Source organism: Sinorhizobium sp. BG8, assembly GCF_016864555.1.
Taxonomy (GTDB): Bacteria; Pseudomonadota; Alphaproteobacteria; order Rhizobiales; family Rhizobiaceae; genus BG8.
The window spans coordinates 2,050,711-2,068,373 of sequence record NZ_CP044011.1 but is presented as its reverse complement, the minus strand read 5'-3'; the positions used below and the strand labels follow the sequence as shown (position 1 = coordinate 2,068,373).

The window sequence follows — 17,663 nt, the reverse complement described above, 5'->3', positions numbered from 1 at the left end:
ATGGTTAACAAACTGATAAGCGGGAGGGATGCGCCTCCCTCCAGGCTGGCCTACGGCCGAGGGGACGCGCAGCCTTGGACCTTGCCGTCGACCAGCATGGCTCCCGAGAGGACGACCGGATCGACAGTCTGGTTCGGAAGCCTGGGTAATCCCACGACGACCTCGCAGTCCTGAGCACCGCAGTTCACCGAAAGCACCTTCGTCACCCCGGCGAAATCCTTGCCGCCGACGCAGATCCGGACGTCGCTGCCGCTGCCGATCGCAGCCTTGTCCCAGTCGCTGCGGGTGATCGTGATGATCGCGGCCATGGTGTTCGCGGCCACGGCAGGCGGCGGCCTGTCGGCCACCATATCCTCCGTCACCCTGCCGCCGGCGCGGACATCCTGGTTGAGGTACTTGCCGCCCAGCCTGTCGATGGCGGGGGTCGTGAGATCACCGGGTTGCAATTGGTGGCTCTTCTGCACGTCCCGACGCGACACCGGTTCCGGCACCTCCTGGCGCCCCGAAATAAGCGTCGCCAGCCAGATCACCACACCCGCATAGACGAGGAGCGGAATGGCGCGCGCGCATGCCAGGATCCATACGAGGACGATGGTCCAAAGCCTGCTCATGGAGGATGCTCGTAAACGATGCCCTCGTCCCGCTCCCCGAGTGCCAGAAGCCGTTCGGTACTGCGCCAGACCTCCGGCTCCTCCTCGACCGTCTTCGGCAGAGGCCGCCTCAGGGCGCTCAGAAGCTCGAAGCGCCGTGTGTCGATCGCGCCCTTCACGACCTCCGCGTAGGCCGAAAAGCTCTCATGCACGATCCAAAGCCAGAGGCCGATCAGCAACGGTCCAACGATGGCGATCGTCAGCAATGCCTCGAGCGAGGTGCCCCAGAAACCGAGGACGACGAGCCAGATCACCGTGAACAGCCCGCTCAACACCAGGCTCAGGATCGAGAAGTCCAGCTGGATGCGCGCGCTGTCCAGTCTGGCGAGAATGACTTCGTCCTTGAGAACCAGTTGCAGACGCGGCCAGAAGAAGTCGAAGTAGAAGCCGTACCTCGTTTCGCAATAGCTGCGCAGGGCGGCAATGTCGTTGCCAAAACGGGTCGGCGCGACTTCGGCGGCTGCAAACGATCTTTCGTATGCAGCAAATTCACGCGCATCATGAGCTTCGGCTATGTCCTTGGCATATTTCGCGATCTTGAACATCATTTCCCTGTGGAGGGCATCCAGCCGTGTGGCCCGCTTTCTCGTCGCCCGGACGGCAGACGCAGAAAGCCTCGACACGTCTGCGCAGTTCTCCCGGAGGGCCTTCGACAAGCAGTCTATGCCCTCCTGCAACGCGTCGACCTCGATCGGCCTGTTCAGGTAACGCGTTGCCCGAAGTGACCGTATCGCTCTTTGCGCGGCCTTGATGGCGTCGGGATTGGTGACTGCGCGGGTGAATACGCCTTCGGCACGGTCCTTCGACAGCCTCGTGATCACCACCTTGCTGTCGGGCAGCTTGGCTCGCCTCAGAAACATGCGATAGCCGCGTTCGAGACGGCGGTCGCGGCTGAGGACATGGCCGAGGACGAGCGGTTCCGCCAGCCACCAGGGCAACCCCTTCCCCTCCAGCAGGCTGGTGATCGGCTGCACCAGCGGAGACAGCGTGAAGGCAAGGACCGCGACGCCAGCGAGAAGCATTGCCAGGTTGACCAGCTTTTCGCCGGAGCCCAGGTTCTGGTACTCCGTCAGCAGGAATTCGCGCACGGACGGAAATGCGACGCCAGCGAGGAACGCATTGCCGAGGCAGAAAAGCAGCCAGGGGAAAAAGCGCGCCAGCATGAAGGACCGGCCGAGCCAACCGTCGATCCTTCCGAGAACTTCGGTCAACATCGCCGGAAGCCCCTATGACTGTTTTTCCAGTTTCTCGCCATGAATCGGGCAGACCCCGTCATCCCGGAAAAGCTCGCTGTCGACAGGGCACTTCCAGACGCCCTTCACCTGCTGGTACACCGCGCCCCGGTCGAGAAACCCGAGCAGCCTCACGTCGTTCAGTTCTTCGTCGTATCCGAGGATGGCAATGACGGAAGCAGCGCTGGCGCCCAGCGTCGCAGCGTCGACGCTGATCAGGCCGGCCCCGGACCTGGGTGTCTTGGATTGAAGGCGCATGTTCGTAATCTGTCCGACCGCGAGACCGACCATCATCGGCAGGGCCTGGGAGAACAGTTCCGGCTGTGTCGAGGCGTCGTTGTAGCCGATCGTCGGCCGTCGCGTCAGGCGCAGACTGTCTCCGATCACGGAAACGACTGCATCGGTGGCATCGTTGCGGAACATCGAACGGATGCTCTCGGACATGCCTGCGCGCACGATGGGAAAGACCAGGGCGGGAATGTTAACCATCGGACTTCTCCAGCGAAGCCTTCTCGGCGATCATTTCCTGGACGACATAGAGCTTGCTGTTGGCGATCGACGCCGCGTCTATCGCGCCCCAATCGAACCGCAGGGCGGGCGTATCGAGCCGCAGTCTTCTGGCGACGCTGAGGAGAAACTCCTCGATCTCGGCCGGGCTGGCGTAACCTGTGGCCGCCCCTCCGATGGCATCGCGCGGTCCAAGCGCCTTTCCGTCCTGCGCTAGCTGCAGGCGAACCGCGACGTCGATGGCTGCAAACTTGCTCATCGGCACCCCTCCCCGGCGAGGCGAAATACACGCCGGAGACAAGGTAGCTTACTGCAGGATCAGCAACAATGCCCCACACCACTACATGTTCGGATAGACCGGCCCTTCGCCGCCTTGTGGCGGCACCCAGTTGATGTTCTGGTTGGGGTCCTTGATGTCGCAGGTCTTGCAGTGGACGCAGTTCTGGGCGTTGATGACGAACACGTCCTTGCCGTCCTTTTCCACCCATTCGTAGACGCCGGCCGGACAGTAGCGCGTCGAGGGGCCGGCATAGACGTCGAGCTCGGAGGACTTCTGCAGCTCGGGGTTCTTCAGCTGCAGATGGATCGGCTGGTCTTCCTCGTGGTTGGTGTTGGACAGGAACACCGAGGACAGCCGGTCGAAGGTGAGCACGCCGTCGGGCTTCGGGTAGTCGATCTTCTCGTGCTTGGCCGCCGGCTCCAGGCTCTGCGCATCGGTCTTGCCGTGCTTCATCGTGCCGAAGAAGGAGAAGCCGAACAGCGTGTTCGTCCACATGTCGAGGCCGCCGAGCGCCACGCCGACCGCCGTGCCGAAGCGCGACCACAGCGGCTTGACGTTGCGCACCCGTTTCAGGTCCTGGCCGATGGCGCTGAGACGCCAGCCGGCCTCGATCTCGTGCGGCTCGTCATTGGCCCGGCCGCCGGCGATCGCATCGGCGATCTTCTCGGCCGCGAGAATGCCCGACAGCACCGCATTGTGGCTGCCCTTGATGCGCGGCACGTTGACGAAGCCGGCCGAGCAGCCGATCAGCGCGCCGCCCGGGAACGACAGCTTCGGCACCGACTGGAAGCCCCCTCGGTGATGGCCCGCGCGCCATAGGACAGCCGCTTGCCGCCCTCGAAGGTGCCGCGGATCGCCGGGTGTGTCTTGAAGCGCTGGAACTCCTCGAAGGGGAAGAGATAGGGTTCTTGTAGTTGAGGTGGACGACGAAGCCGACGGCCACCAGATTGTCCTCGAGATGGTAGAGGAAGGAGCCTCCGCCGGTCTTCATGCCGAGCGGCCAGCCGAAGGAATGCTGCACCAGGCCGGGCCGGTGATGCTCGGGCCTGACCTGCCAGAGCTCCTTGAGGCCGATGCCGAATTTTTGCGGCTCGCGACCCTTCTGCAGATCGAATTTTTCAATCAGCTGCTTGGCCAGCGAACCGCGCACGCCCTCGCCGATCAGCACGTACTTGCCCATCAGCGCCATGCCGCGGGTATAGTTCGGGCCGGGCTCGCCGCTGCGCTCGATGCCCATGTCGCCGGTGGCGACCCCGATGACGGCACCCGCGTCATTGTAGAGCACCTCGGTCGCGGCAAAGCCCGGATAGATCTCGACGCCCAGCGCCTCGGCATGGGTGGCCAGCCAGCGACAGACATTGCCGAGCGAGACGATGTAGTTGCCGTGGTTGTTCATCAAGGGCGGCATCAGGGCGTTGGGCAGGCGCACCGAGCCGGCCGGGCCGAGGAACAGGAACTGGTCGTCCGTCACCTCGGTCTTGAAGGGATGGTCGGCCTCCTCGCGCCAGCCGGGCAGCAGCCGATCAATACCGATCGGGTCGACGACGGCGCCCGAGAGAATATGCGCCCCGACTTCCGCGCCCTTTTCCAGAACCACGACCGACAGCTCCGGATTGACCTGCTTCAACCGGATCGCCGCCGACAGCCCTGCCGGGCCCGCTCCCACGATCACAACGTCGAATTCCATGCTCTCGCGTTCTGGTAGTTCCATTGCGTCTGTCATCGCTTCTCTCCAACCCGCCACGCATGCGAGCGTTGGCGCCGCCCCTCATTTTTATCCCCTCATTGCAAATACGCCCCGGCTTGTCGAGCCGATCTGCGACCAATGGTCCCCGCTTTTGCGCATAAGGTCATGCATGCGTGGGCAAAATCAGTCACGCCGGCACATGCGTCAACAGTCCGATTGGGCCAGCATCCGATCCATTGCTTGATTCCGCGCCGCGCCCCGACTACGCATGCCCTGCCAGACGGTAGAGGATACCCACTGATGGACGAGCCTATCCGATCCCTAGAAGCTCACTTGAACAAAATCGGCACTACAGTTGTCCTTATCGGAGCCGAGGCGCTGTCGAGACGGCACCCGGGCGAGCACCCGGACAATTTCGGCGCGGGCGCAATGGCTCTGCCGGAAACGGCCGAGGGGGCGGCGGCCGTCATTTCCTGGTGCGCCGACGCAGGAGTGCCGGTTGTTCCGCAAGGGGGACGGACAGGCCTTGTCGGCGGTTCGGTCAGCAAGCCGGGCGAGATCATCCTTTCAAGCGAGAGACTGACACAGATCGAACTGATCGATCCCGTCGCCCGGATCGCCGTCGTTCAATCCGGCGTGACACTGCAGCGCCTCCAAGAGGCGGCCGCGCCTTACGGGCTGGCGCCCGGAATCGACCTTGCCGCGCGTGGCAGCGCGACGATCGGTGGCATGGTCTCGACCAATGCCGGCGGCATCCTCGCCTTTCGCAACGGCGTCATGCGCCATCAGGTGCTCGGCATCGAGGCGGTGCTTCCGGACGGGCGCATCTTCAGTGACCTGACGCGCGTGGTGAAGGCCAGCGCCGGCCCTGATATGAAGCAGCTGTTGGTTGGCGCGGAAGGTGCCTACGGCTTCGTGACCCGGGTCGTGGTGAAACTGGAAACGCTCAGCACGGCACGCGCAACCGCGCTTCTCGCCGTTCCGAACGCGGTCGCGGCGCTCACCGTTGTCGGGCATCTGCAAGGTGTCGCCGCGGTGACACTCGAGGGGGCGGAACTGATGTGGCGCCAGTATTTCCTCGACAGTGCCAGAGTTCACGACTTCGACATGCAATGGCTGGAGGGTGAAATTGAGAGCATCCTCCTCGTCGAAATTTCCGGCGAATCGGTCGAACGGGCGACCGCCGAGCTGGAACGCGCATTGGAGGCGGTCTGGGAGGAAGCGGGCCTTACGGGCGGCATCGTTGCCCAGTCCCTCGACCAGGCACGCAAGTTCTGGTCGCTGCGCGAAGAATCGGAATTCATCTACCGCCTGCATCCGAACGCCCCGTCCTTCGACGTTTCCATTCCGCCTGGAGCGGTGGACGGCTATGTCGCGACCCTGCGTCAGCGACTGGCGAGCGTCGGAAGTGGCCTCGACGCCTATGTCTACGGGCATATCGCCGACGGTAATCTCCACCTGTCGGTGATCGGGGATGGCGCCGATGCGGCCGGGAACAGAGCTGCCGTGGAAGACGCAGTCTACACGGGGATCACGGATCTCGGCGGCAGCTTTTCGGCCGAACACGGCGTGGGGACGGAAAAGCGCGACGCCTACCATCTGCACGGCAATCCGGAGCGGCGCGCCGTCGCCCAGGCCATCAAGGCCGCGCTCGATCCGAAGATGATATTCAATCCGGGCAAGGTCCCGTTCTGAGAAGACGGGCCGGGTTACCGGCAGACCAAGAGAGGAAACGACCATGGATCTCGGCATCAAGGGAAAGCGCGCACTCGTCCTCGCCTCCTCGCGGGGCCTCGGCCGAGGCATCGCAGTGGCACTGGCACGTGAGGGGGCCGACGTTCTCCTGTGCGGACGCGACGCGGAGACGCTTGCCGCCAATTGCGCAGCGATCAACGCGGAGGGCGGCGGCCGGGCCAACTTCATCCAGGCAGATCTGTTTTCTTCCGAGTTCCACGAGACCGTCGTCTCGGCCACGAGAGAACGCTTCGGCGGCCTCGACATCCTCGTCAACAATTCGGGCGGCCCGATCCCGGGCACGACCGAGGAAATGACCGCCGAGAAGCTGCAGACCTACTTCAATGCCATGGTGCTCAGCCTCATCGGCCTTGCCAACGCGTTCCTGCCGGGCATGAAGGAGCAGCGTTGGGGCCGTATCCTGACGGTTGCCTCGTCCGGCGTCATCGAGCCCATCCCCGGAATTGCGCTGTCGAACACGCTTCGTCCGGCGCTCGCCGGATGGTCGAAGACGCTTGCGAGCGAGGTCGCTTCCGACGGCATCACCTCCAACCTGCTCCTGCCCGGGAGCATCCTCACGGACAGGCTGACGAGCCTTGACGAAGCCGCAGCAAGAAATTCGGGCAAGCCGGTCGAAGAGATCCGCGCGCGGTCCGAAAAGGCCATTCCGGCAGGCAGGTACGGCACCGTCGAGGAGTTTGCCGCGGTCGCCGCCTTCCTCTGCAGCGAGCGGGCGAGCTACGTGACGGGCAGCCTCATCCGTTGCGACGGGGGAGCGGCACGGTCGGTCTAGGGTCTTTCGAGACAAGAGACAGCTGTCGCCGCCTTTTCCCCCCTCTCCCGATCCGCTACAGTCGTGCCCATGATATCCGCGAACGACCTCTCCGCCCCCGAACTGGCAGCCCTCCTGCATTTCCACGCCGATGCCGGCGTCGAATGGATGCTCGAGGACGTGGCGATCGACCGGTTTGCGGAATTCGAAGCCATGCGTGCCGAGCAGGGGAAGCGCCCGCAGCCAGCGGACAGGGATGCCGGTAGCGGGCCAGCCCCAAGCGCTGCGCGCCCGCAGGCATCCGTCAATGGATCCGCCGGGCGCCAGGCTGCGCCGGCCCGGCCCGCGCGCGAGGCGGCACCCTCTGCCGCCGTGACGATCCCGGACAGCCAGGCTGTCGCGGAGGCCGAATTCGCCGCCTCCAGCGCACGATCGCTCGACGAACTGAGGGCGGCCATGGAAGCCTTCAACGGCTGCAACCTCAAGAACAGCGCACGCAGCCTGGTTTTCGCGAGCGGCAATCCGAAACCTGCGGTGATGGCGATCGGCGCCATGCCGAATGCCGACGACGACCGGGAGGGCCACCCCTTCTCGGGCCGCCAGGGCGCCATGCTGGACCGCATGCTGGCGGGCATCGGCATCGACCGGGCCTCGGTGCTCGTCACCAACGTCATTCCCTGGCGTCCGCCGGGAAACCGGGTGCCGTCGGTCCGCGAGTCGGACATCTGCCGCCCCTTCATCGAGCGGCAGATCGCGCTCGCCGAACCGAATCACGTCCTGATTTTCGGAAATTTCGCCGCACGCTTCTTCTTCGGCGGCACGGAGACCATCCATGAGATGCGCGGAGTGTGGCGCGAAATCCACATCGGTGGCAGGAATGTACCCGCTTTCGCCACGCTGCACCCGCTCGACCTGATCGCAGCCCCCATCAGCAAGCGGCTTGCGTGGCAGGATCTTCTTGCCTTTCGCAAGGGGGTCGCGGTCTGACGCGCCCTATCAACTATAAAAAAATCAATAAAATACAATAAATTACGCGACAACTCTCGGGCAGAGATTCACATATCGCTCGGATTCCGGCCGCAAAGTTGCCCGTTTTGTGAACAGATTATTATTGTTGCCATGCGCAAAACGCATAGCAGCTCGCCATTATGTCGCATTGCAAAAGAGATGGTGCAACGCAATATCGGGGTCAGGGAGGCTTGAACAAGGAACTATTGCAATGACCGCCCGCTTTCGGCCCATCCATTCGAGCTTTGAGACGCTCCGCCATTCCGGCCTTCGCCCGGCTTATGGCTTCGCAAGCGTCCGTGCGCCGGCCAACGAGCAGATGACCGCCATCGGATATTCGCGCATCGGCCGGCCCGTGCAGATCTTCGCGGATTTCGTCCAGCGTTGAGCCATCGAACGGGCTCCGCGAAAGGGCCCGCATGCTTGAACGCCCCGGAGTGCTCATGACCCACATAGCCAAGTTCGTGTCCGCTCTCTACGACATCCGCACCGCGGTCAAGGCTTCACGCCAGTACTCGACCCTCGCCGCGCTGCCGCATGGCACCGCGTCACGGCAGCCGCTGCGCACATTCCTTCCCGGTTGACCGCCGCGGCGCATTGCCGCCAGATTTTCACGTATGCCAAGGGTGCGGTTGCCGCGCCCTTTTCTTTTGCGTCAGCACCTGTCGCAATGGACAGCGCGGCGCGCCTTCTTTAGAGCGACATTCTCTTCGCACAAGGCCGCGGCGCGCGCGGCCCGCCGTCCTGCCTACTGTTCCCGTCTGGAGCGTTTCCCATGCTGGCCAGCCTCGCTTCGATCTTCAGTCTCATGCTGTCGACGCTGCTGATGATGGTCGCCTTCGGCCTGCAGAGCTATGTCGTGCCCGTCCGTTCGGTCGCGGAGGGGTGGAGCACGCAGACGATTTCGCTGATCGCGACGGGCTACACCGTCGGTTTCACGCTTTCATGCATCGTCACGCCGCGTTTCGTTCTCATGGTCGGACATGTGCGGGTCTTCGTCGCGCTCATCACGCTGCTGTCGATCGGCATCCTTCTGTGCGGCCTCGTCGTCGACTGGCGCGCCTGGATGCTGTTCCGCACGGTTTCGGGCTTTGCCATCGCGGGCAGCTACCTCATCATAGAGAGCTGGCTCAACGAGCGGGTCACCAATGAGAACCGCGGCTCGGTCTTCTCCATCTATCTGATCGCAACGATGGTCGGAACGATCATGGGGCAGTACCTCGTGCCGATCGGCGATCCGTCGAACACCTCGCTCTTCATTCTCTGCGGCGTCATCTTCTCGATTTCGCTGCTGCCGACCGCGCTCAGTTCCTCGCCGCTGCCTGCTCCCCCGAGACAGGCGAGCTTCCGTCTGGCCGCTCTCTACCGTCGCTCGCCCGTCGCCGTCGTCGGCGCATTTCTCGCCGGCGCGCTGTCGGGAGCATGGCTGAACCTCGGAGGCGTCTTCACGCAGCGCACGGGGCTCACCACCGCACAGGGCGCCACGCTGCTGGCTGCCGTCCTTATCGGCAGCGCCCTCTCGCAGATTCCGATCGGCCGCGCTTCCGATCGCATGGACCGCAGGCTGGTCATGGTCTTCTGCGGCATCATCGGCACCGCCTCGTGCATCGCCATGACCTTCTCCACGGGTGCCGAGCCCCTGCACCTCTATCTCATCGCCGCCTGCATCGGCTCGGTGATCTTTCCGATCTATGCCCTCAACGTCGCCCATGCCAACGACCTCGCGCAACCCGACGAGTATGTCGAGGTTTCCTCGGGCATGCTGATCGTCTACGGCTTCGGGACGATTTCCGGGCCACTGGCAGTCGGCCCCATCATGGAGCGGTTCGGTCCCGCCTCCCTCTTTGCGACACTTGCAGTCTATTTCGCCCTTTACGCCGCCTATGCCGGCTGGCGGATCATGCGGCGCGAGGCTTCCGACGGGATGGTCGCCAAGACCGATTACCAGGCCATGCCGCCGCAGCCACTCGGCGGGGAATGCGCCGCACCCGCGGCCGCAGGAACGATGCAGCAGGAACTGGGCGAAGAACCGCTGGTCGCCGATACGACGAGCCCGACCTGGCGCAGTTGAGCCTGCACATGAGGTGCATCGCGGCCCGATGAACGCGGGCGATATGCTTCAGCTCATTGCGTTGCCCATGCCTTCATCGCAGAAGCGGCGTCCGCCCCCCGGGAAGCATGCATCAGCCATGCGGGGTCAGGTGCTTGCGCGCCGCCTTGCGCTTGATGCCGAGCCTGTGCTCGCGGATGATGATGAATATGCCTGCCGAAACCACGATCGCAGTGCCGGCCAGCATGGTTGCCGTGGGGATGTCGTCGAAGAGGACGTATCCAATGGCGATACCGAGCACGATGGACGTGTATTCGAAGGGGGCGATGGTGGATACGTCCGCATAGCGGTAGCTGGCGGTGAGCAGGATCTGCGCCACGCCGCCGCAGAAGCCGGCGAGCGCGAGTAGCAGCAGCGCATGCCCGCTCATGTCCACCCAGCCGAACGGGAGGGTCGCAAGTGAGAACACGGATGCCGACAGCGAGAAATAGAGCACGATCGTCGGCGTCCGCTCGGTCTTGACCAGCTTGCGCACCAGAACCATGGCGATGGCGCCGAGTGTCGCGGACATCAACACCGAGATTGCCCCCAGAGCCTCCTCTTCCCCGAGCCCGCCCGTCTCGAGCAACGTCAGGCGCGGCCAGGTGATAATCATCACCCCCGTCAGCCCGATGAGGACCGCGGACCATCGGTAGATGCCAACCACCTCCTTAAGGAAGAGCGCAGCGATCGCCACCGCGATAAGCGGCATGGCGTAGCCGATAGCGATCGCTTCCGGCAGCGGCAGGTGCACCAGACCGTAGAAGCCGAAGCTCATGGCGAGGATACCGATGAAACCGCGGGCGAGATGGCCAATCAGGTCGTCGGTCTGGAAGGCCGTCCGCAGCTCGCCGCGCGCGGCAAGGTAGACAACGATCGGCACGATGGCGAAGGCGGAACGATAGAAGGTGATCTGCCCTGTCGTGATGTCCTTCCCGGCCGCCTTGATCAGCGTCGACATGCAGACGAAGATAACGACCGAGGAAACCTTGAGCAGGATTCCCTTGAGCGGATTCGGATAGACTTCCATTGCAGCGCAACTCGTACAGCGATCACGGCAGCGGGCCGGATATGACATGCGACAGCTGCTGGAGGGCCGACTGCGAGCCGGCAAGATGGCAGCGACTTTAGCCGACTCGAACGCGCGGTGCGATCAAATTTGCTGATGCGACCCGTACCGGCATTGATGGAACATCGTCATTGACCATCGGATCTCGCCATTCATTCTTTGTCAAATATTAGGCATTAACCATAACTGCACATAATTCTACCATTTGCAGTTGGTGCCCTTCGCCTCCCCAACACGTTTTCAGATCAAGAGTTTCGTCATGCAACAGAAACAGCTTACGCCAGCGCATGCATCCGGGCTCCAGCCGACACCCCGCACCATGCGGGCGATCACCGAAAGCATCGGGGGCGATCTTGAAAATTTCAGCGGCGAGAACAGCGCGATCGCGCGGCAGATCAGGCTTCTCGCAATCAACGCCGCGATAGAGGCGGCACGTGCGGGAGATGCGGGCAAGGGCTTCGCCGTCGTGGCGAACGAGGTCCAGCGACTGGCCGATCTTTCAAGCGGCATCGCGCAGAGGTTCGAGAAGAACGTGCTGAGCCGCATCGCGCTCGGTCGCTCCGTCTCCGACTCTCTCGTGAACCAGATGGAAGGCGTGCGCCTCATCGATCTTGCGCAGACGCTGGTGCAGCTCATCGTCCGCAACCTCTTCGAGCGCACGGCCGACGTGCGCTGGTGGGCAACGGATCCCGCGCTGTGGCAGGCCCTGCAGGCGCCCGATGGGAGTGGCTTCGCCAACGCGGCCGGCAGGCTCGGCGTCATCAACAGGTTCTACTCGGTCTACCTCGATCTCGTCATGACCGACACTTCCGGGCGGGTCGTGGCATCCTCCAACGGCTCCTTCGCCAAGGCGATCAAGGGGGCAAGCCTCTCGTCCGAGCCCTGGTTCCGTGACGCGATGGCGACGAAAAGCGGCGACGAATATGCGGTCGACCAGGTGCAGCCGAGCGGCCTGCACGCCAACCGCCCGACCATTGTCTACGCGGCCGCCATCCGCGAGGGAGGGCTTTCCGACGGCAAGGTCGTGGGTACGCTCGGAGCCTACTTCGACTGGGAGAAGCAGGGGCAGACGATCGTGGAGAAGGAGGCCAACCTGCCTCCCCACGTCGCCGAACGCTCGACGGTCATGCTGCTCGACGGTCGCAACCGGGTCATCGCCTCGACCCGGCCCGCCCTCGTTTTCTCGAACTTCGCGCTGAAGAGCACCGAAGGCCAGATGCGCGGCAGCTACTACACTCCGGAGGGTGCCATTGTCGCCTTCGCCAAGACGCTGGGCTACGAGGACTATGACGGGCTCGGCTGGTCGGGCGTCGTCGTTCAGCAGACAGAGGATGATGCGGCCATCCACGCCGCGCTCAGCGTCAAGTAGAAGCGCCGTTCAACACCTGCCAGACCTTTTGCGGCGTCGCCGGCATGTCGATCCCGGTCACGCCGTTTGCTCGATAAAGTGCATCCACGACCGCATTCATGACCGCCGGACAGGCGCCGATGGTCGCTGCCTCGCCTGCGCCCTTGATGCCGAGGGCATTCGTCGTCGAGGGCACGTTGCGCGTCTCGAACTTGAAGAAGGGGGTGTCGGCCGCCCGCGGCATGCAATAGTCCATGAAGCTCGCCGTCAGCAACTGGCCATCCTCGGAATAGACGGCCTCCTCGTTAAGACACTGGCCGATGCCCTGCACGATGCCTCCGTGCACCTGGCCGAGCAGCAGGACCGGATTGACGGTGACGCCGAAATCATCGACCGCCTGGTAGTTGACGATCTCGACGATCCCGGTCTCCGGATCGATTTCCACCTCGACGATGTGGGTACCGTTCGGATAGGTCGCCTCGTCCTGCTCCACGTCCGCAATCGCGACCAGGTCGTCCGCCGCCTTGGCGGCTTTTGCAATCCTCTCGAAGGAGAGAGACTGGTCGGTCCCGACGACGCGCGCCTCGCCCGCCACTAGCTCGATGTCCTCAACCGCCGCCTCCAGTTCGTCTCCGGCGATCCGCTTCATCTTCTCGGAGAGCCCCTCGCTTGCGGAGGCAACCGAAACGCCACCGAGCGGAATGGAGCGGGAGCCACCGGTTCCACCGCCGCGGGCAAGGTCCGCGGTATCGCCCTGGCGCACGACGATGCGGTCGAAGTCGATACCGATCTTGTCGGCAATGAACTGGCTATAGGCGGTTGCGTGGCCCTGGCCATTCGTCTGGGTGCCGATGAAGAGCGTGATCGTGCCGTCCTCGTTCAGCTGGAGTTTCGCAGGCTCCGAGCCGGCGAAGGCGCAGGCTTCGATGTAGGTCGACATGCCGATACCCCTGAGCCGCCCTCGCGCCTTCGCCTCTGCGGACCGTGCGTCGAAGCCGCTCCAGTCCGCCAGCGCCATGGCCGCGGTCATGTGTCCGTCGAACTCACCGACGTCATAGAGGCGTCCGCCCTGCGTCCTGTATGGAAACTGTTCCGGCCGGATGAAGTTGCGACGGCGAAACTCCTCGCGCGGGATCTCGAGCTCGCGTGCCGCCGCCTCGACCAGACGTTCGATCACATAGGCCGCCTCGGGCCGCCCGGCGCCACGATAGGCATCCACGGGGGTCGTGTTGGTGTAGAAGGCGCGAATGCGCATGTCGAGCAGCGGAATGTCGTAGACCCCGGTCACCATGATCGCCGCCGAGGTCGGGATCAGCGGTGCGTACTGCGAAAGATAGGCGCCCATGTTGGCGTCCATCCGGATCCGCAATGCCGTCATCCTGCCCCCCGCATCGATGGCGGCGGCAGCCCTGACGATGCTGTCACGCCCGTGCGAATCCGCGAGGAAGTGCTCGTTGCGGCTGGCCACCCATTTTACGGGACGTTCCAGCCTGCGCGCGGCCTCCAGCACGAGGGGATACTCGCGGTAGGTAAACGCCTTCGTACCGAACCCACCGCCGACGTCGGGCGTGATGACGCGGAGCTTTTCCGGATCGATCCGGAGAATATGGCGGGCGATGGAGTGGCGCAGCCCATGCACGCCCTGCGAACCGCTGGTCAGGGTAAAGGAGCCGGTCTCGCGGTCCCATTGGCCGATGGCCGCGCGGGTCTCCATGTAGTTGCTGACGAGCCGGTTGTTGACGATCGTGATCTCGGTCACGTGGGCGGCGGTGGCAAAGGCTGCGGCGACCGGCGCCGGGTCTCCCGTCTGGTGCTCGTAGACGATGTTGGTGCCGAGTTCGGGCCAAACGAGCACAGCATCTCCACTGGCAGCGAGCGGCAACGAGGTATTGGCCTCGTCCATGTCCCAGTCGATCTCCACCAGTTCCGCCGCGTCTTCGGCCAGCGACTGCGTGTCGGCCACGACGAAAGCCACCGCGTCGCCGACGTGACGGACACGGTCGCGACAGAGTACGGGGGCATTGCGGACCTCGTGCTCGGTGCCGTCCGGCTGGGTGACCCGCATGAGACACGGCACGTCGCCGAGATGCTCGATGTCCTTGGCAGTCAGCACGAGATGCACACCCGGCGCCTCTTGCGCCGCTTGGATTGAAACGATCCGGAAGGAGGCCGAGGCATGGGGCGAGCGCACCACCACGCCTCTGAGCTCCCCGTCCTTGACGATATCGCTTGTATAGGCGCCCTCGCCGCGCAGAAGAGGAAGGTCCTCCTTGCGCAATGCGGAAGCACCCACTCCGAATTTCGGTGTAGCCATATTCATGCCGGAGGTATCCTGAGAGTGACGAAGGAATGGTGACGCACTGTCACCGCCATCCCTGATATTAGGTCGGGGGCCACAAATGTCGAGGTTGAAACAGGCAAGAATCGCTTCGAAGACCTCGCCGAAATCTCTAGGCGGGTAGTTCGAAGCAATGAGATGTTAAGTCTATACCGCTAAGAACTTTCGAGCATTCGAATAAACCGTCCTTTAAAGCCCGGCAGAGTTGCTCTAAGAAAAACCGAGACGGAACCCAAGGACCCGAGCAGGACAGACTATGCGAACTGACAGCGGCCGGATTATGCATCTGGCGGACTATCGCCGGACGGACTTCGTTCTCGAACGTGTCGACCTTACCTTTGAACTCGATCCGACAGCGACGAAGTGCACCTCCCGCATGCTGCTCCACCGTCGCGAGGGAAGTCCTGCCGACGCGCCGCTGGTCCTCGACGGCGACGAATTGAAGATGACCGGGCTGCTCTACGACGGCATGCCGATGGAAGCAGAGCGCTACACCGAGGAAGACGACCAGTTGACGATCCGGGACCTGCCCGAAAGCGGCAGCTTCGAGATCACGGTCGACACCGAGATCAACCCGGAAGCCAATACCAAGCTCATGGGCCTCTACCGCACCGGCGGCGTCTACTGCACCCAGTGCGAGGCGGAAGGCTTCCGCCGCATCACCTATTTCTACGACCGCCCGGATGTTCTTTGCGTCTACACGGTTAACATCATCGCCGACAAGGAAAGCTGCCCGCTGCTTCTGTCCAACGGCAACTTCCTCGGTGGGGCCGGCTATGGCGAGGGCAAGCACTTTGCCGCCTGGTTCGACCCGCATCCCAAGCCCAGCTATCTCTTCGCGCTCGTCGCAGGCGACCTGGGCGTGGTGGAAGACACCTTCACCACGATGTCCGGCCGCGAGGTGGCGCTCAAGATCTACGTGGAGCACGGCAAGGAGCCGCGCGCCACCTATGCCATGGATGCGCTCAAGCGCTCGATGAAGTGGGACGAAGAAGTCTTCGGCCGCGAGTACGACCTCGACATCTTCATGATCGTCGCCGTCTCCGACTTCAACATGGGCGCGATGGAGAACAAGGGGCTCAACGTCTTCAACGACAAGTACGTGCTGGCCGACCCAGAAACGGCCACCGATGCCGACTACGCCAATATCGAGGCGATCATCGCGCACGAGTACTTCCACAACTGGACCGGCAACCGCATCACCTGCCGCGACTGGTTCCAGCTTTGCCTCAAGGAAGGGCTGACCGTCTACCGCGACCACGAGTTCTCGGCCGACCAGCGCTCGCGCGCCGTAAAGCGCGTGGCCGAGGTCAGGCACCTCAAGTCCGAGCAGTTCCCAGAAGATGCGGGCCCCCTCGCCCATCCGGTGCGCCCGACGAAGTATCGCGAGATCAACAACTTCTACACGACGACGGTCTACGAAAAGGGATCGGAAGTCACGCGCATGATCGCGACCCTCCTTGGACGCGATCTGTTCAAGAAAGGCATGGATCTCTACTTCGACCGCCACGACGGCGAGGCCGCCACGGTGGAGGATTTCGTCAAGTGCTTCGAGGATGCGAGCGATCGCGACCTCGGCCAGTTCTCGCTCTGGTACCACCAGGCGGGCACGCCGCTCGTCACGGCCTCCGCTGCTTATGACCAGGCGAAGGGCACCTTCACGCTCTCGCTCGAGCAGATGATCCCGCCGACGCCCGGCCAGACCGCGAAAGAGCCGATGCACATTCCGCTCCGCTTCGGCTTGTTGCTGGCTGACGGAAGCGAGGCCGTGCCTACGGCCGTGGAAGGCATCGAGATCACCGAGGACGTGCTTCACCTCACCGAACGCAAGCAGACCGCCGTCTTTTCGGGTATCGCGTCCAGGCCTGTCTTGTCTCTCAATCGCGGTTTCTCGGCACCGATCAACCTGCACTTCAAACAGTCCCCGGCGGACCTCGCGCACATTGCGCGGCACGACCGGGATCTCTTCGCGCGCTGGCAGGCGGTGGGCGATCTTGCCCTGCCACATCTCGTCGAGGCCGCGCGCAAGGCCCGGGTGGGAGAGGACATTACGGTCGATCCCCTGCTGGGTGAGACGTTGCTCCTCCTCGCCGCCGATGAATCGCTCGAGGCCGCCTTCCGTGCGCAGGCGCTGAACCTGCCAAGCGAGGCCGACGTCGCCCGCGAACTCGGCAGCAACAACGATCCGGACGCGATCCGCAAGGGCCGCGAGACGATCACGCAGGCGATTGCCCGGCAGGGTGCCGCAATCTTCGCCAAGCTCTTCGACCGCCACCGGGTCGAGGGTGGCTTCACGCCGGACGCTACGAGCGCCGGGCGCAGAGCCCTTCGCAACGCGGCGCTGTCCTACCTCGCCGCGGCCGAAGGAAACCCCCAGCGGGCGGCGGCAAGCTTCGCGCACGCGGACAACATGACCGACCTTAGCGCAGCGCTCACCGTTCTCGCCCACCGCTTCCCCGATGCACCGGAAACCGCGGCGGCGCTCGAAACTTTCCGGACCCGTTTCGCCGACAATGCGCTGGTCATCGACAAGTGGTTCTCCATCCAGGCGACCATTCCGGGTGAAGGCGCACTGCAGCGGATCCAGACATTGATGGAGAGCCCGCTCTTCAACGCCGCCAACCCCAACCGCGTACGCTCGCTCGTCGGCACGTTCGCCTTTTCGAACCCGACCGGCTTCAACCGCGCCGACGGTGCCGGCTACCGTTTCCTGGCGGACCAGATCCTCGCCATCGATCCCAGGAACCCTCAACTTGCCGCGCGTATCCTGACCTCGATGCGGTCCTGGAGGGCGCTCGAGGAGTTGCGCGCCGATCACGCACGCAACGCGCTTCGATCGATCTCGTCGAACGACAAGCTTTCGCCTGATGTCTCCGACATCGTCGAGCGGATGCTCAACGGCTGATGCGGCATCGCGTTCCGGCAGCCCTGGATTGCTGCCGGAGTGCC

Annotated in this window: 14 protein-coding genes and 1 pseudogene; 8 read left to right on the top strand and 7 right to left on the bottom strand. The window is 63.7% G+C overall.

The features are described from left to right. Positions 1 to 50 precede the first annotated feature (50 nt). From F3Y30_RS09685 to F3Y30_RS09665, 5 genes and pseudogenes are all read right to left on the bottom strand, one after another. The gene (locus tag F3Y30_RS09685; RefSeq protein WP_203426223.1) at positions 51 to 611 is read right to left on the bottom strand and encodes a hypothetical protein; all 561 of its coding nucleotides are present in this window, start codon (positions 609 to 611) and stop codon (positions 51 to 53) included. Further along, positions 608 to 1,864 (bottom strand): hypothetical protein, encoded by a 1,257-nt coding sequence (locus F3Y30_RS09680; RefSeq protein WP_203426222.1) that lies wholly within the window; start codon positions 1,862 to 1,864, stop codon positions 608 to 610. The genes F3Y30_RS09685 and F3Y30_RS09680 overlap by 4 nt, the downstream gene beginning before the upstream one ends. A gap of 12 nt (positions 1,865 to 1,876) precedes the next feature. Further along, complete coding sequence (locus F3Y30_RS09675; RefSeq protein WP_203426221.1) at positions 1,877 to 2,371, bottom strand: hypothetical protein; 495 nt, start codon at positions 2,369 to 2,371, stop codon at positions 1,877 to 1,879. Next, a complete protein-coding gene (locus F3Y30_RS09670; RefSeq protein WP_203426220.1) occupies positions 2,364 to 2,648 on the bottom strand; it encodes a hypothetical protein in 285 nt (94 codons plus the stop codon). Before F3Y30_RS09670 ends, F3Y30_RS09675 begins: the two co-directional genes overlap by 8 nt. An 81-nt stretch (positions 2,649 to 2,729) precedes the next feature. Next, positions 2,730 to 4,392 (bottom strand): annotated as a pseudogene (locus tag F3Y30_RS09665) (electron transfer flavoprotein-ubiquinone oxidoreductase). A 297-nt stretch (positions 4,393 to 4,689) separates the two neighbouring features. On the opposite strand from F3Y30_RS09665, the gene F3Y30_RS09660 reads away from it, so the two are divergent. From F3Y30_RS09660 to F3Y30_RS09635, 6 genes are all read left to right on the top strand, one after another. Further along, positions 4,690 to 6,051 carry an FAD-binding oxidoreductase gene (locus F3Y30_RS09660; RefSeq protein ID WP_203426219.1) on the top strand — a complete coding sequence of 454 codons (1,362 nt, stop codon included), beginning with the start codon at positions 4,690 to 4,692 and terminating at the stop codon, positions 6,049 to 6,051. A gap of 43 nt (positions 6,052 to 6,094) precedes the next feature. Beyond that, positions 6,095 to 6,883 carry an SDR family oxidoreductase gene (locus F3Y30_RS09655; RefSeq protein WP_203426218.1) on the top strand — a complete coding sequence of 263 codons (789 nt, stop codon included), beginning with the start codon at positions 6,095 to 6,097 and terminating at the stop codon, positions 6,881 to 6,883. Between the two features lie 69 nt (positions 6,884 to 6,952). Next, positions 6,953 to 7,849, top strand: a complete 897-nt coding sequence (locus tag F3Y30_RS09650; protein ID WP_203426549.1) for a uracil-DNA glycosylase — start codon at positions 6,953 to 6,955, stop codon at positions 7,847 to 7,849. A gap of 232 nt (positions 7,850 to 8,081) precedes the next feature. Then, complete coding sequence (locus F3Y30_RS09645; RefSeq protein ID WP_203426217.1) at positions 8,082 to 8,258, top strand: hypothetical protein; 177 nt, start codon at positions 8,082 to 8,084, stop codon at positions 8,256 to 8,258. Positions 8,259 to 8,313: 55 nt separating this feature from the next. Next, on the top strand, positions 8,314 to 8,454 hold the full coding sequence (locus tag F3Y30_RS09640) for a hypothetical protein (RefSeq protein ID WP_203426216.1): 141 nt from the start codon (positions 8,314 to 8,316) through the stop codon (positions 8,452 to 8,454). 191 nt (positions 8,455 to 8,645) lie between these two features. Then, positions 8,646 to 9,941, top strand: a complete 1,296-nt coding sequence (locus tag F3Y30_RS09635) for an MFS transporter (RefSeq protein WP_203426215.1) — start codon at positions 8,646 to 8,648, stop codon at positions 9,939 to 9,941. A 112-nt stretch (positions 9,942 to 10,053) separates the two neighbouring features. Here F3Y30_RS09635 and F3Y30_RS09630 read toward each other — a convergent pair whose 3' ends face one another. Next, entirely contained in the window at positions 10,054 to 10,989 is a 936-nt protein-coding gene (locus F3Y30_RS09630) for a DMT family transporter (protein WP_203426214.1), read from the bottom strand. A 298-nt stretch (positions 10,990 to 11,287) separates the two neighbouring features. Here F3Y30_RS09630 and F3Y30_RS09625 point away from each other — a divergent pair, with 298 nt between their 5' ends. After that, the gene (locus F3Y30_RS09625) at positions 11,288 to 12,397 is read left to right on the top strand and encodes a methyl-accepting chemotaxis protein (protein WP_203426213.1); all 1,110 of its coding nucleotides are present in this window, start codon (positions 11,288 to 11,290) and stop codon (positions 12,395 to 12,397) included. On the opposite strand, the gene F3Y30_RS09620 is transcribed toward F3Y30_RS09625, so the two are convergent. Next, positions 12,390 to 14,696, bottom strand: coding sequence for a xanthine dehydrogenase family protein molybdopterin-binding subunit (locus F3Y30_RS09620; protein ID WP_203426212.1), 2,307 nt, complete (start codon positions 14,694 to 14,696; stop codon positions 12,390 to 12,392). The genes F3Y30_RS09625 and F3Y30_RS09620 overlap by 8 nt on opposite strands. Before the next feature lie 274 nt (positions 14,697 to 14,970). On the opposite strand from F3Y30_RS09620, the gene pepN reads away from it, so the two are divergent. Then, positions 14,971 to 17,619: an aminopeptidase N gene (gene pepN / locus F3Y30_RS09615; RefSeq protein ID WP_203426211.1), complete on the top strand. Its 2,649-nt coding sequence runs from the start codon at positions 14,971 to 14,973 to the stop codon at positions 17,617 to 17,619. The last annotated feature ends 44 nt before the right edge of the window (positions 17,620 to 17,663 follow it).